Origin of the sequence: Bradyrhizobium sp. 63_E2_N1_3, from assembly GCF_052076005.1 — a bacterium.
GTDB lineage: Bacteria > Pseudomonadota > Alphaproteobacteria > Rhizobiales > Xanthobacteraceae > Bradyrhizobium > Bradyrhizobium barranii.
On sequence record NZ_CP197235.1, the window covers coordinates 5,685,581 to 5,698,544 of the forward strand.

Sequence of the window (12,964 nt, forward strand, 5' to 3'; positions counted from 1 at the left end):
CTTGAAGTGCGGCTTTCAGGATGCCTGAAACTCCTGCTTCGCATCCCACCACGCGCTCGGTGTCATTCCCCGCGAAGGCGGGGAATCCAGTACGCCGCGGCCTATCAATTCAACCACAACTGTCTCGGAGTACTGGGTCGCCCGGTCAAGCCGGCCGACGACGGCGGTGGGGCTAGATCGTGACCTGGGTACCGACCTCGACCACGCGGCCGGAGGGGATCTGGAAATAGTCGGTGGCGTCGTTGGCGGAGCGGCTGAGCGAGATGAACAGCCGGTCCTGCCAGCGCGGCATGCCGGAATGGGCGGCGGGCTTGAGCGCCCTGCGCGACAGGAAGAACGAGGTCGACATGATGTCGAACTGCCAGCCGAGCTTGCGGGCGATCGCCAGCGCCTTCGGCACATTGGGCGATTCCATGAAGCCGAACTTCAGCGTCACCTTGGAGAAGGTCGGTGAGATCTGCTCCAGCCTCACGCGCTCGGCCGGATCGATCCGCGGTGTCTGCGCGGTCTCGATGGTGAGAATGACGTTCTTCTCATGCAGCACTTTATAGTGTTTCAGACTATGCATCAGCGCGGTCGGGGCGCTGAGCGGGTCTGAGGTCAGGAACACCGCGGTGCCGGGCACGCGCTGCGGCGGCCGCTTCTCCAGCATCGCCACGAGGTCGGCGAGCGGGAATTCGAGCTTGCGCGACTTCTCGAACAGCAGCCTGCTGCCGCGCCGCCACGTGTACATCAGGATGATCATGAGCGCGCCGAGCGCGAGCGGCACCCAGCCGCCCTCGAACACCTTGAGCAGGTTGGCGGCGAGGAAGGTCAGATCGAGGAACAGGAACGGCACGATCAGGGCGGCGGCAGCGAACGGCGACCACTTCCAGACCTTCCAGATCACGACGAATCCCATCATCGCCGTGACCACCATGGTCCCGGTAACGGAGATGCCATAGGCCGATGCCAGCGCGCTGGAGGAACGGAACAGCAGCACCAGCAGCACCACCGCGACCAGCAGAAGCTGGTTGATGCGCGGGATGAAGATCTGGCCCGAATGGGCTTCAGAGGTATGGCGAATCTCGAAGCGCGGCAGCAACCCGAGCTGAATCGCCTGGCGCGTCAGCGAATAGGCGCCGGTGATGACGGCCTGGCTCGCGATCACCGTCGCGGCGGTGGCGAGAACGACCATGCAACCACGGAAAAAGCCTTGCGGGAACAGCTGGAAGAACGGGCTCACGATCGCGCCGGGATCGCCGAGGACGAGAGCGCCCTGCCCCAGATAGTTCAGCGCCAGCGACGGCAGCACGATGAACAGCCAGGCGGTCTGGATCGGCCGCTTGCCGAAATGGCCGAGGTCGGCATAGAGCGCCTCCGCACCGGTGACCGCCAGGAACACGGCGCCCAGCGTCACGAAACCAATGATGCCGTGGTGGAACATGAAGGACACGGCGTAGAGCGGGTTCAGCGCGAACAGCACCTGCGGCTGCTCGATGATCGGGTGGATTGCCGCGATCGCGATCACCGCGAACCAGACGCACATCACGGGACCGAAGAACGCGGCGACGCGGGCGGTGCCACGCGACTGCACGGCGAACAGGCCGACCAGGATGATCACGGTCAACGGAACGATGTAGGGCTCGAAGTGCAGGGTGACGTCCTTCATGCCTTCGATGGCCGACAGCACCGAAAGCGCCGGCGTGATCACGGCGTCGCCGTAGAACAGGGCGCCGGAAATGATGCCGAGCAGGACGATGGTCGCCCCGCCGGTGCCGACCGCGCGCTGGGCCAGCGCCATCAGCGCCAGCGTGCCGCCCTCGCCATTGTTGTCGGCGCGGAGCAGGATCACGACGTATTTGAGCGTCACCACGACGATGAGCGCCCACAGGATCAGCGAGAGCACGCCGAGCACGGCCGCCGGCGTCGGCACCCCCTCCGCGCCCGAGGCGGCCATCACCGCCTCGCGGAACGCGTAGAGCGGGCTGGTGCCGATATCGCCGTAGACGACGCCGATGCTGCCGAGCGTCAGCGCACCGAAACGGGCGGTGGTGTGGGCTTCGCCATGCCCATTGGCCGCCGCCGTTTCCGGGGCGGAAATCGCTACGTCACTTGTCATGGGAGAGCCCAGTGGCCTCTAGAATGCTTCACTGCACAACGGCGGAAGAGCGCGCGGCTTATAGTCCTGCGCTGCCGGCATAGCCTAGCCCGATTTTGGGCCCTTGCCATGCGAAATTTGCATGACTTGACCAATTGCGTTCAGATGGTGACTTGGGTGCCGACTTCAACCACCCGTCCGGTCGGAATCTGGAAATAGTCGGTGGCGTCGTTGGCGGACCGGCTCAGCGCGATGAAGAGGTGGTCCTGCCACAGCGGCATGCCCGACTGCGCCGAGGCCTTGAGCGACCTTCGCGACACGAAGAACGACGTCGACATGATGTCGAACTGCCAGCCCTGCTTGCGGGCGATCGCCAGCGCTTTCGGGACGTTCGGCTGCTCCATGTAGCCGAAGCGCAGTCTGACCTTGGAGAACTTGTCGCTGATCTTCTCCATGCGGAACCGCTCGGACAGCTCGACCCGCGGCGTGTGCGCGGTCTCGATGGTCAGGACCACGTTGTGCTCGTGCAGCACCTTGTTGTGCTTGAGATTGTGCAGCAGCGCGGTCGGCACGAAGGCGGGATCGCTGGTCAGGAACACCGCGGTGCCCTTGACGATGTGCGGCGGGCGCTTCTCGAGGCTGCGGATCAGGTCGTCGAGCGGCACCTCGATCCGGCGCGTCTTCTGGAGCAGGATCCCAGTCCCTTTGCGCCAGGTCCAGATGGTCCCGGCCATGACCGCGCCGAACAGCAGCGGCACCCAGGCGCCCTCGAGCAGCTTGAGCAGATTGGCACTGAAGAAGCTGATGTCGACGACGACGAAGGGCACGATCACCGCCGCAGCCGTCGCGGCGCGCCAGTTCCACAGTTTCCAGATCACGACGAAGCCCATGACGCCGTCGGCGACCATGGTGGTGGAGACCGCGATGCCGTAGGCCGAAGCCAGATTGCTGGGGGTGTGGAACAACAGCACCAGCAGCATCACGCCGATCAGCAGCAGCCGGTTCACACGCGGCAGATAGATCTGGCCAGCATGGGTCTCGGAGGTGTAGCGCACCTCGAAGCGCGGCAGGAGGCCAAGCTGCACCGCCTGATAGACCAGCGAATAGGCGCCGGTGATCACGGCTTGGCTCGCGATCACGGTCGCCGCGGTCGCAAGTCCAACCAGCGGCAGCACCAGACTCTCGGGCACCATGCGATAGAACGAGTGCTCGATCGCGCTGGGATCGGACAGCACCAGCGCGCCCTGCCCGAAATAGTTGATCAGGAGCGCGGGCAGCACGAAGAACATCCAGGCCGACTGGATCGGCTTGCGGCCGAAATGGCCGAGATCGGCGTAGAGCGCCTCGCCGCCCGTCACCGCCAGGAACACGGCGCCCAGCGTGACCAGGCCGATCGTGCCGTGCGACAGCAGGAATTGCAGCGCGTAATAGGGATTGATGGCCGCCAGCACCGACGGATCGTCGGCGATGTGCACGGCGCCCATCACCGCAAGAACCGTGAACCAGACCACCATCACCGGCCCGAAGGCCGAGGCCACCAGCGCGGTCCCCTTGCTCTGGACCGCGAACAGCAACACCAGGATGATGACGGTGAGCGGTACGACATAGTGGTCGAAGGCGGGGGTCACGAGCTTCAGACCCTCGACCGCCGACAGCACCGAGATGGCCGGCGTGATCATGGAATCGCCGATGAACATGGAGGCGCCGACCACGCCGAGCGCCATCAGAAACCAGCTTCGCCGCCCGAGCGCGCGCTGGCCGAGTGCCATCAGCGAGAGCGTGCCGCCCTCCCCGTTATTGTCGGCGCGCAGCAGCAGCAGGACGTATTTGGCGGTGACGACGATAAAGAGCGCCCAGAGAATCAGCGAGAGCACGCCGAGGACCATGACCCGCGAGACCGGCTCGCCATGGGCCGCGCCCCTGACCGCCTCGTGGAATGCGTACAGCGGCGAGGTGCCGATATCGCCGAAGACAACACCGATGCTTCCGAGCGTCAGGCCCCAGAAACCCGAGGTGACCGGCCCGTCCTGAGCGTCGGTCGATGTGATGCTCGCCGTCATGTGAGATGAGAAACGCTTCTTCCCGAGAATTGATCCGGCGCCTTTTGACCGTTCCGGCGCGCCTGTCAATCGGCACACCACCATAGCAGCCGCCGGGGCGGATGCTGTGACGGCGCAGCAACGATCGTTATTAGCGCGACGACATGCCTCAGGTAAGATGGTAGCGCAAGTGTCTAGAGCCGTCCGCTCCTAGGGAAGCGGAACGACGGGGCTCGAGATTCTGGGTTTGACGGGTTTTCTTCACGCGAAACCGGCGGCCGCTTCGCGCGAAACGCTCTACGGCTTCAAATTCGGCGGCAGCGGCGGATCCTCGCGCATCAGCGTGATCGTCACCCGCCGGTTGGCCGCGAGCGAAGGATCGTCCGGAAACAACGGCTGGGTGTCGGCCTTGCCGGCGACGGCGAAGACGTGGGACGGCGGCAGGCCCTCGCGTTCGAGGATCTGACGCACGGCATTGGCGCGATCGGCCGACAGGTCGAAGGCGCCATAGTCGCTGCGGGTCGGCACGAATCCGGCCGCGGTGTGGCCGGCGATGGAGACACGGAGCGGCGTGGCCTTCAGCGGGATCGCGAGCTTCTCGATCAGGCGGCGGGTGCGGTCATACGGCACCTTGGAGCCGTCGGCGAACATCGAGCGGCCATCCTGATCGACGATCTCCAGGTTGAGGCCCTGCTTGGTCTCCTCGAACATGATGTGCTTGGACATCTCGGTCAGTTCCGGCATGTCCTGCAGCGCCTGGCGCAGCGAGGCGGCGGCGAGCGCGAAATTGCGGTCGACCTTGATCTTCGCGCCCGACGTGCGGTCGCGGTCCTCCTGATCCGGCGTCGGCGTGTTGGAGGCGTCCTCGGGCTGGATGTGGTCGACGTTCTTCAGCCGCGGGCGGGTCGGCAGGCCGTCGGACTCGACGATACCGGCGTAGCGCGCCTCGCTCTGCACGCCGAATGCGTCGCGCATGGAGCCGGCAACGATCTTCAGCTTGTTGGCGTCCTGCGTCGAGAACGCGACGAGCATCACGAAGAAGCTCATCATCAGGCCCATCAGGTCGGCGAAGGTCACGAACCAGCCGTGACCGCCACCGTGAGCATCGCCGCGCTTCTTCTTGGCCATCTCTCGAGATCCCGGGCGGCGGCTTTACGCCGGCACCGGCTCGCCCTCGGCGTGACGATGCTTCTCCGGCAAATAAGCCAGCAGCATTTCGCGCACGAGCGTCGGGCTCTTGGAGTCACGGATCATCAGGATGCCGTCGATGATCAGCGTGCGGTTGGTTTCCTCGTCGAGCAGCTTGCCGTGCAGCTTGTCGGCGATCGGCAGACAGAACAGGTTCGCGACGAGCGCACCGTACAGGGTTGCGAGCAGCGCGGTCGCCATGAACGGGCCGAGCTTGGAGGGATCGGTCATGTTGGCGAACATCTGCACCATGCCGATCAGGGTGCCGATCATGCCGAAGGCCGGAGCGCAGTCGCCGATGGCGCGGTAGATCTTGCTGCCTTCGTCGAGGTGCATGAGGAAGTTGTCGCGGTCGCGCTCGAGATTGTCGCGGATGAAGTCGAGGTCGTAGCCGTCGGCGACGTAGCGGATCCCCTTGGCCAGGAACGGCTCGTCGGTCTCGACCTTTTCGAGGCCGACCGGGCCCTGCTTGCGGGCGATCTCGGCGATGCGGGCGAGCTCGTCGACGAGGTCGTGCGCCGACAGGCGGCTCATGGTGAAAGCGAACTTGGCGCCGAGCGGAAGGCCGTGCAGGAGCGCGCTGAGCGGAAAGCGGATCATGGTGGCCGAGACCGAGCCGCCGAAGATGATGATCATGGCATGTTCGGAGATGAACATGTGGAGGTCGCCGCCCATGAAGATCATCGCCGTAATGACGATGATGCCCGCAATGAGCCCGACGCTCGTCATGATATCCATGGGACACTCCAACGCGAACGCAACAACGGCCGTCCTGGCCGCTGGCGCGGCCCAACCCCGAACCGCATCGGAAACCCTAGAGTGCCCCCCTTAAAGCCGCGTAAAGGTTAAGTTGAGCCGGGGCGCCAGACCGGCGCAGCGCGCTGACAGGACGCCGGCTTTGCCCGCGACCGACGGGAATCTCAACACTTCGCTAACCATGATCGCGGGGCGCCAGGACGGCAGCTCAGGACGAAAGCCCGGTCAGCTCGAGGCTGAGTGCCCGCAGGCGCCTGCGCGCGCCGGCATCGTAGGCCTGCGGATTGGCGCGCGTCTCGTTCATGCCGTTGAAGAACATCCCGCTCTTGCCGGCGACATCGTCGCCTTCGACGAGGTGCAGGATCGCCGCACCGCCCTGCTCCACGGTCGAGATCGGCGTGATGCCGCCGGCGCGCACCATCGTGGTGTTCATGTAGGTGGCCGGATGCAGCGCGTTGACGGTGATGCCCATGCGCTTCAATTCCTCCGCGAAATCGATGGTGAACATGATCTGCGCGAGCTTGCTCTGCGCGTAGGCGCGCGAGCCGCTGTAGCCCCTGCTGATCATGACGTCGTCGAAATCGATCGGATGCTGACCGAGGGAGGCAACATTGACGACGCGCGAAGGTGCTGCGGACGTCAACAGCGGCAGCAGCAAGTGCGCAAGCAGGAAGCCCGAGAGGTAATTCACGGCAAAGCGCAGTTCGTAGCCGTCCGGACTCTCCTGCCGTTGCGGTCCGTCGTTCTGCGAGCCGATGCCGGCGTTGCTGACGAACACATCGAGACGCTGGTGATCGCGGAGAACGGCCGCAGCGAGCTCTCGCGTGCCTGACATCGACGACAAGTCGGCCTGGTAGAATGTCGGCGCAGCGTGGCCGGCCTGCACGATCTGGTCGATCAGCGCCTTCGCGCGCACGGCATCGCGGCCGTGGAGCAGGACCCTCGCACCTGCTTCGGCCAGCCGACGCGCGACGTAGCGGCCGACGCCGTCCGTCGAACCGGTGATCAGGACGGTTTTGCCAGTCATCTTCATTGTGCGTCCTCCGACTGCGGCCCTGCGCCACATCCGCGACGAGAGATCATGCAGTATTGTATCGCCGGGCGGCATGCTCCATCGCAGGAGCCGTTTTGCCATGTTGACGCTGTTCGGTCTTCTCACCGCGCTGCCCGCGGTACTGGCGCTCCACCTGCTCGAGCCAGGGCTCGTCCTGCCGGCGTTCAGCGTCTTGCTGTTTGTCGAGGCCGGCTTTGCCGTGATCGCAGCGCGCTTGATTCACGTCCCTGATGGTGGCGACGACATCACCCTCTGGGATCTCGCCGGCGGCTTCACCCTGATCGGATGCGCCGCCGCAGTCTTCGGCGAGCCGGATCAGGCCGCCCTGTTTCTGACGGAACAGGGCGGCCCACGGCCGGCAACGCGGCCCTAAGTCGTTCGGTCGCCCGTTAGTGAATCTCCGTCGAGCGCTTCAGCGCGGCCTTCAGCTTCTCCAGCGAGAAGTCGGGGCTGCGCGCGATCTCCAGGATCGGCGTCTCGCGGCGGCCGCAGAGTTCGGCGGCCTCGGGCAGCTTTGCGGCGATGTCGAGCGGGATCACGATGGCGCCGTGCTGGTCAGCATGGATCAGATCGTCGGACTTCACGGTCATGCCGGCGACGCGCACCTCGCCACCAAAACTTTCCGCATGCACCCAGGCATGCGACGGGCCGATCGAGCCGGCCAGCGCCTGGAAGCCCGGGGCCCATTGCGGGATGTCGCGGATCGAGCCGTCGGTGATGACGCCGAGGCAGCCGAGCGCCTTGTGCACGTTGCTCTGCACCTCGCCCCAGAACGCACCGTAGCCGACGTCGGGACCGTCGATGTCCTGGATCACCGAGATGCGCGGACCGTGGCCGGTGCCAACATATTCGTAATATTCGATGCGCCGCTTGGACTGCTCTTCGGCCGGCAGCGAGGACTTCAGCACCGAGCGGATCGCAACCGTGCGGGCATAGCCGACGATCGGCGGCAGGTCGGGAAATGGGCAGACCAGTTGCTTGGTGGTGTAGCCGATCAACCGGCGCTCCGGCGCCACGATCTCCATGGCATTGCAGATCGTCGGGGTGTCATAGCGGCCCAGCGCTTCGAGGACGGCAGCGGGCAGCGGCCCGGTCGCGGTATCAGTCACGGCGTTCTCTCCCAGATTGGCGGCCGCTGTTGGCGCGGTGCCGCCGGCACAGGGCGATATAGCCGAGATCGGGCGTCAACCCAACTCGGCCGCCTTCATGGCAGATATCCGCGAAAACCGCTCAGTGCATGATCCGGAAAAGTGCGCAGCGGTTTTCCGAAAAGATCATGCTCAAACAACGACCTAAAGCGCGATGACGATTCAGCCAAATCTCATCGCGCTTTAGTGCAGCCGTCCGGGCCGGTCATCGTCGAGCGGCGGCTCCGACAAATTGGCCAGCGTCGGCGCCGAAGGCGGCGACGGGACCTCGCCTCCGGACGGCGCGGTGGCCGCCATCGCGCGCGCCTGGTCGCGGTAGGATTTGTAGCCGAGCGGCAAACCGAGCAGATACAGCACCGTGCCGATCGACAGCACGTGCCAGGGATAGGCGATCAGGATAGCGATGAACACGATCACCGCGACGAACGCCGGCAGCACCAGCTCGGGCGGCACGCGCATGCGCTTGGTCTTGCCGGAGAATACCGGCAGGCGCGACACCATCAGGAAGGCGATCAAGAGCGTGTAGGCCGCCGTCACCGCCGCGGGCAGCCGGCCGAGATCGAGAAACGCGACGTAGATCGGCAGCAGCACGGTGATCGCGCCGGCCGGCGCCGGCACACCGGTGAAGAAATTGGCGGCGAAGGCCGGCTTGTTCGGATCGTCCATGGTGGCGTTGAAGCGCGCGAGCCTCAAGCCCCCGGAGATCGCGAACACCATGGCGGCGATCCAGCCGGCATTGCCGAGCTCGTGCAGCTGCCAGAAGTACAGCATCAAGCCGGGCGCGACGCCGAAATTGACGAAGTCGGCGAGGCTGTCGAGCTCGGCGCCGAACTTGGACTGGCCCTTGATCATGCGCGCGACGCGGCCGTCGATGCCGTCGAGCGCGGCCGCGAACACGATGGCGTAGACCGCAAGCGTCATCCGCCCCTCGATCGACAGCCGGATCGAGGTCAGGCCGGCGCAGATCGCCAGCAGCGTGATGACGTTGGGCACCAGCATCCGCACCGGGATCGGGCGGAACCGCCGGCGGCGCACGTCGGGATCTTTGAAGTCGTAGGGGGTCATGGATTACCTCAAGGCGAGATATAGCAAGCCCCGTCCCCCTCCGCCATTGCGGCGGAAGGCCCTGATGCACCTACCAATGGTTAATTGGCGCGGTAGGCGCGGCTTGGGTCGTCCCCGGCAAGATCGGCCAAAATCGTCTCTCCGGCGATCGCCGTCTGCCCTTCCGACACCAGCGCCTTGGTACCCAGGGGCAGGTAGACGTCGAGGCGCGAGCCGAAGCGGATCAGGCCAAACCGCTCGCCCGCCCCGATCGCCTGCCCTTCCCTGACGAAGCAGACGATGCGCTTGGCGACGAGCCCCGCGATCTGGATCACGCCGATCTTGGCCGTCGGCGTCGTGATCACGAGCGAGTTGCGCTCATTGTCCTCGCTCGCCTTGTCGAGCTCGGCGTTGATGAACAGGCCCGGCCGGTAGGCGATACGGTCCACCCTGCCCGCGATCGGGCTGCGGTTCACATGGCAGTTGAACACGCTCATGAACACCGAGATGCGCGGCAGCGGCCGGTCGCCGAGCCCGAGCTCGGCCGGCGGCAGCGCCATGGTGATCATCGAGACGCGGCCGTCGGCCGGCGACACCACGAGCCCCTCGCGCACCGGCGTCACGCGCACGGGGTCGCGGAAGAACAGCGCGCACCACACGGTCAGGATCGTGCCGATCCACCCGAGCGGCGACCACAGCCAGAACAGGATCAGGCTTGCCAGCGCAAAGCCGCCAATGAAGGGATAGCCCTCCTTGTGGATCGGCGGGATCTGACGCTGGATCGAATCGAGGATGGACATCGCTATCTGCCGCCTGGAAGTTGATGGCGCCGGGTCGCCCCCGCGCGGTGGAGTTGTTTAGGCCAGAGTTGGGACCGGAGACAAGGTCACTCCGCGGCCGCCGCTGATGTCGCGAGGGCGTCGTCGACCGGCGGCGGCTCCCGGTTGGGCGCCTCGCTGCTGTCGGCCATCTTGGCCAGTTTCTCCCGTGCCGCCTCGGCTTCGCGCTGCCTGTTCCACATGCTGGCGTAAAGGCCGCCCTGCACGAGCAGCTTGGCGTGGGTGCCCCGCTCGGCGATCCGGCCCTGGTCCAGCACGATGATCTCGTCGGCGCCGACGATGGTGGACAGCCGGTGCGCGATCACCAGCGAGGTGCGGTTCTTCGACACGCGGTCGAGCGCGCCCTGGATCTCGTGCTCAGTGTGGGTGTCGAGCGCCGAGGTCGCCTCGTCCAGCACCAGGATCGGCGGCGCCTTGAGCACGGTGCGCGCGATGGCGACGCGCTGCTTCTCGCCGCCCGAGAGCTTCAGGCCGCGCTCGCCGACCTGGGTCTCGTAGCCCATCGGCGCCATGCGGATGAAATGATCGATCTGCGCCAGCCGCGCCGCCTCTTCGACCTCGGCATCATCGGCATCCCAGCGGCCGTAGCGGATGTTGTAGCGGATGGTATCGTTGAACAGCACCGTATCCTGCGGCACCATGCCGATCGAGGCGCGCAAACTGGCCTGCGTGACCTCGCGGATGTCCTGGCCGTCGATCAGGATCTTGCCGCCGGAGATGTCGTAGAGGCGGAACAACAGACGCGAGATGGTCGACTTGCCCGCCCCCGACGGGCCGACGATCGCGACCGTCTTGCCGGCCGGCACCTCGAAGCTGATGCCCTTGAGGATCGGCCGCGTCGGCTCATAGGCGAAGCGCACGTCCTCGAAACGCAGATTGCCGGCCGAGACCACCAGCGGCTGCGCGTCGGGCATGTCCTTGATCTCGGCCTCGCGGCCCAGCACGTTGAACATCTTCTCGATGTCGATGATGGCCTGCTTGATCTCGCGATAGACCATGCCCATGAAATTCAGCGGCTGGTAGAGCTGGATCATCATGGCATTGACCAGCACGAAATCGCCGACCGTGTTGGTGCCGTTGCGCACGCCGATCGCGCACATCAGCATGGTCGCGGTCAGCCCGAGCGTGAAGATCACGGCCTGGCCGGTGTTGAGCACCGCGAGCGAGGTATAGGCCTGAACGCTCGACTCCTCGTAGCGCGCGACCGACTTGTCGTAACGCTGCGCCTCGCGCGTCTCCGCGCTGAAATATTTCACGGTCTCGTAGTTGAGCAGCGAGTCGATCGCCTTGGTGTTCGCCTCGGTGTCGGAATCGTTCATCTTGCGGCGGATCCCGATCCGCCACTCGGTCGCGATGTAGGTGTAGTACATGTAGACCGCGACCGTGATCAGCGTCGCCACGACGTAGCGCCAGTCGAACTGCCACAGCAGCACCGCCAATAGCAGCGTGACCTCGACGATGGTCGGGATCAGCTGCAGGATCACCATGCGCACGATGACCTCGATACCCTCGCGGCCGCGCTCGAGCACGCGCGTCAGGCCGCCGGTCTTGCGCTCGAGGTGAAAGCGCAGCGACAGCTCGTGCATGTGGATGAAGGTGATGGTGGCGAGCTTGCGCACCGCATGCATGGCGACGCGGGCGAAGATGCCGTCGCGCCATTGCGTCAGAACCGCCATCAGGATGCGCGTCACGCCATAGCTTGCGGTCAGCAGCAATGGCGAGGCGATCACCCAGAGGTGCCAGTTGTCGGCCGCGACCGGTGCGGTGTTGGCGCCGGTCAGCGCATCCGTCGCCCATTTGAAGCTGAACGGCACGGTCAACGTGATCAGCTTGGCGGCGAGCAGCAGCACCATCGACCAGACCACCCGCATCTTCAGGTCGAAACGGTCGCCCGGCCAGATATAGGGCCACAGATGCGCCAGCGTGCCCATCAGCGTGGCTCGCTCCAGCGATCCCCCTGCGGGAGGATCGGGAACGTCTGCGCCGTCGAACGATTGAGGTTGGTCCATCAAGAAGCCTGAAAGCCCGCCGGGTGCGGGCAGCGTTACGATTTGCGGTTTTCGCCCGTCATATAGAGCCTTCCCGATGCCAGCGCACCCCGCCAGATGGCGAATCTTTGATTGTTTGTCGCCATTTACCGGTAGATTTCCGGGTGATCCGAATCACCAATTGGGCTTGACGCCCCTGCGCTGCAATGCATCATGGCACCAATGAGCACGATCAAAACTGTCTGCGTCTATTGCGGCTCCGGCCCAGGAACCAATCCCAGCTTCACCGAAGGCGCCAAGGCGTTCGGCAAGGCTCTCGCCGAGAGCAACGTCCGCCTGGTCTATGGCGGCGGCTCGCTCGGCCTGATGGGCTCGGTCGCGACCTCCGTGCTCGATCACGGCGGCACCGTCACCGGCATCATTCCTGAATTCCTCCGGAAGCGCGAGAACGCGCTGACCCGCGTGCAGGAGATGATCGTCACCCCCGACATGCACGAGCGCAAGCGGCTGATGTTCGAGCGCTCCGACGCCTTCGTGGCGCTGCCGGGCGGCGTTGGCACGCTCGAAGAGCTGGTGGAGCAGCTGACCTGGAAACAGCTCGGCCGTCACGCCAAGCCGGTGCTGCTCGCCAACATCGACAATTTCTGGGAGCCGCTGTTTTCGCTGCTGTCGCACATGCGCCAGACCGAGTTCATCCGCGCCGGCCTTTCGGTCGACATCCTCAAGGCCGATCGCGTCGAGGATATTCTGCCGAAGCTGAAGGCGGCAGCGGCACAGATCGCCGAATCTGAAACGCAGCTCGCCCCGGAAGTGGCGCGCAAGCTCTAG

10 protein-coding genes and 1 pseudogene are annotated in these 12,964 nt (G+C 65.3%); 2 read left to right on the plus strand and 9 right to left on the minus strand.

The window, feature by feature from the left end; all coding sequences use genetic code 11:
• Nucleotides 1-172: 172 nt before the first annotated feature.
• The 5 genes from AB7531_RS27485 to AB7531_RS27505 all read right to left on the minus strand — a co-directional run bounded on the left by AB7531_RS27485 (nucleotide 173) and on the right by AB7531_RS27505 (nucleotide 7,096).
• A complete protein-coding gene (locus tag AB7531_RS27485) occupies nucleotides 173-2,101 on the minus strand; it encodes a potassium transporter Kup (protein WP_028146684.1) in 1,929 nt (642 codons plus the stop codon).
• A 140-nt stretch (nucleotides 2,102-2,241) separates the two neighbouring features.
• Nucleotides 2,242-4,140 (minus strand): potassium transporter Kup, encoded by a 1,899-nt coding sequence (locus AB7531_RS27490; protein WP_063983972.1) that lies wholly within the window; start codon nucleotides 4,138-4,140, stop codon nucleotides 2,242-2,244.
• A gap of 276 nt (nucleotides 4,141-4,416) precedes the next feature.
• Nucleotides 4,417-5,247 carry an OmpA/MotB family protein gene (locus AB7531_RS27495; protein ID WP_063983973.1) on the minus strand — a complete coding sequence of 277 codons (831 nt, stop codon included), beginning with the start codon at nucleotides 5,245-5,247 and terminating at the stop codon, nucleotides 4,417-4,419.
• Between the two features lie 24 nt (nucleotides 5,248-5,271).
• Nucleotides 5,272-6,045 carry a motility protein A gene (locus AB7531_RS27500; RefSeq protein ID WP_028146686.1) on the minus strand — a complete coding sequence of 258 codons (774 nt, stop codon included), beginning with the start codon at nucleotides 6,043-6,045 and terminating at the stop codon, nucleotides 5,272-5,274.
• Nucleotides 6,046-6,271: 226 nt separating this feature from the next.
• Complete coding sequence (locus tag AB7531_RS27505; RefSeq protein ID WP_063983974.1) at nucleotides 6,272-7,096, minus strand: SDR family NAD(P)-dependent oxidoreductase; 825 nt, start codon at nucleotides 7,094-7,096, stop codon at nucleotides 6,272-6,274.
• A gap of 100 nt (nucleotides 7,097-7,196) precedes the next feature.
• On the opposite strand from AB7531_RS27505, the gene AB7531_RS27510 reads away from it, so the two are divergent.
• Nucleotides 7,197-7,490, plus strand: coding sequence for a hypothetical protein (locus tag AB7531_RS27510; protein WP_063983975.1), 294 nt, complete (start codon nucleotides 7,197-7,199; stop codon nucleotides 7,488-7,490).
• Nucleotides 7,491-7,506: 16 nt separating this feature from the next.
• On the opposite strand, the gene AB7531_RS27515 is transcribed toward AB7531_RS27510, so the two are convergent.
• From AB7531_RS27515 to AB7531_RS27530, 4 genes and pseudogenes are all read right to left on the minus strand, one after another.
• Nucleotides 7,507-8,226 carry an RraA family protein gene (locus AB7531_RS27515; protein WP_063983976.1) on the minus strand — a complete coding sequence of 240 codons (720 nt, stop codon included), beginning with the start codon at nucleotides 8,224-8,226 and terminating at the stop codon, nucleotides 7,507-7,509.
• Nucleotides 8,227-8,448: 222 nt separating this feature from the next.
• Nucleotides 8,449-9,330 carry a CDP-alcohol phosphatidyltransferase family protein gene (locus AB7531_RS27520; protein ID WP_028146689.1) on the minus strand — a complete coding sequence of 294 codons (882 nt, stop codon included), beginning with the start codon at nucleotides 9,328-9,330 and terminating at the stop codon, nucleotides 8,449-8,451.
• A gap of 80 nt (nucleotides 9,331-9,410) precedes the next feature.
• Nucleotides 9,411-10,118: pseudogene (locus AB7531_RS27525) on the minus strand (phosphatidylserine decarboxylase); the annotation flags it as partial.
• Nucleotides 10,119-10,195: 77 nt separating this feature from the next.
• On the minus strand, nucleotides 10,196-12,157 hold the full coding sequence (locus tag AB7531_RS27530; protein WP_063983977.1) for an ABCB family ABC transporter ATP-binding protein/permease: 1,962 nt from the start codon (nucleotides 12,155-12,157) through the stop codon (nucleotides 10,196-10,198).
• Between the two features lie 201 nt (nucleotides 12,158-12,358).
• On the opposite strand from AB7531_RS27530, the gene AB7531_RS27535 reads away from it, so the two are divergent.
• Nucleotides 12,359-12,964, plus strand: coding sequence for a TIGR00730 family Rossman fold protein (locus AB7531_RS27535; protein WP_063983978.1), 606 nt, complete (start codon nucleotides 12,359-12,361; stop codon nucleotides 12,962-12,964).

Coding starts and splice junctions, on each gene's coding strand:
- AB7531_RS27485 (WP_028146684.1), bottom strand. CDS start 2,101: ATGACAAGTGACGTAGCGATTTCCGCCCCGGAAACGGCGGCGGCCAAT.
- AB7531_RS27490 (WP_063983972.1), bottom strand. CDS start 4,140: ATGACGGCGAGCATCACATCGACCGACGCTCAGGACGGGCCGGTCACC.
- AB7531_RS27495 (WP_063983973.1), bottom strand. CDS start 5,247: ATGGCCAAGAAGAAGCGCGGCGATGCTCACGGTGGCGGTCACGGCTGG.
- AB7531_RS27500 (WP_028146686.1), bottom strand. CDS start 6,045: ATGGATATCATGACGAGCGTCGGGCTCATTGCGGGCATCATCGTCATT.
- AB7531_RS27505 (WP_063983974.1), bottom strand. CDS start 7,096: ATGAAGATGACTGGCAAAACCGTCCTGATCACCGGTTCGACGGACGGC.
- AB7531_RS27510 (WP_063983975.1), top strand. CDS start 7,197: ATGTTGACGCTGTTCGGTCTTCTCACCGCGCTGCCCGCGGTACTGGCG.
- AB7531_RS27520 (WP_028146689.1), bottom strand. CDS start 9,330: ATGACCCCCTACGACTTCAAAGATCCCGACGTGCGCCGCCGGCGGTTC.
- AB7531_RS27530 (WP_063983977.1), bottom strand. CDS start 12,157: ATGGACCAACCTCAATCGTTCGACGGCGCAGACGTTCCCGATCCTCCC.
- AB7531_RS27535 (WP_063983978.1), top strand. CDS start 12,359: ATGAGCACGATCAAAACTGTCTGCGTCTATTGCGGCTCCGGCCCAGGA.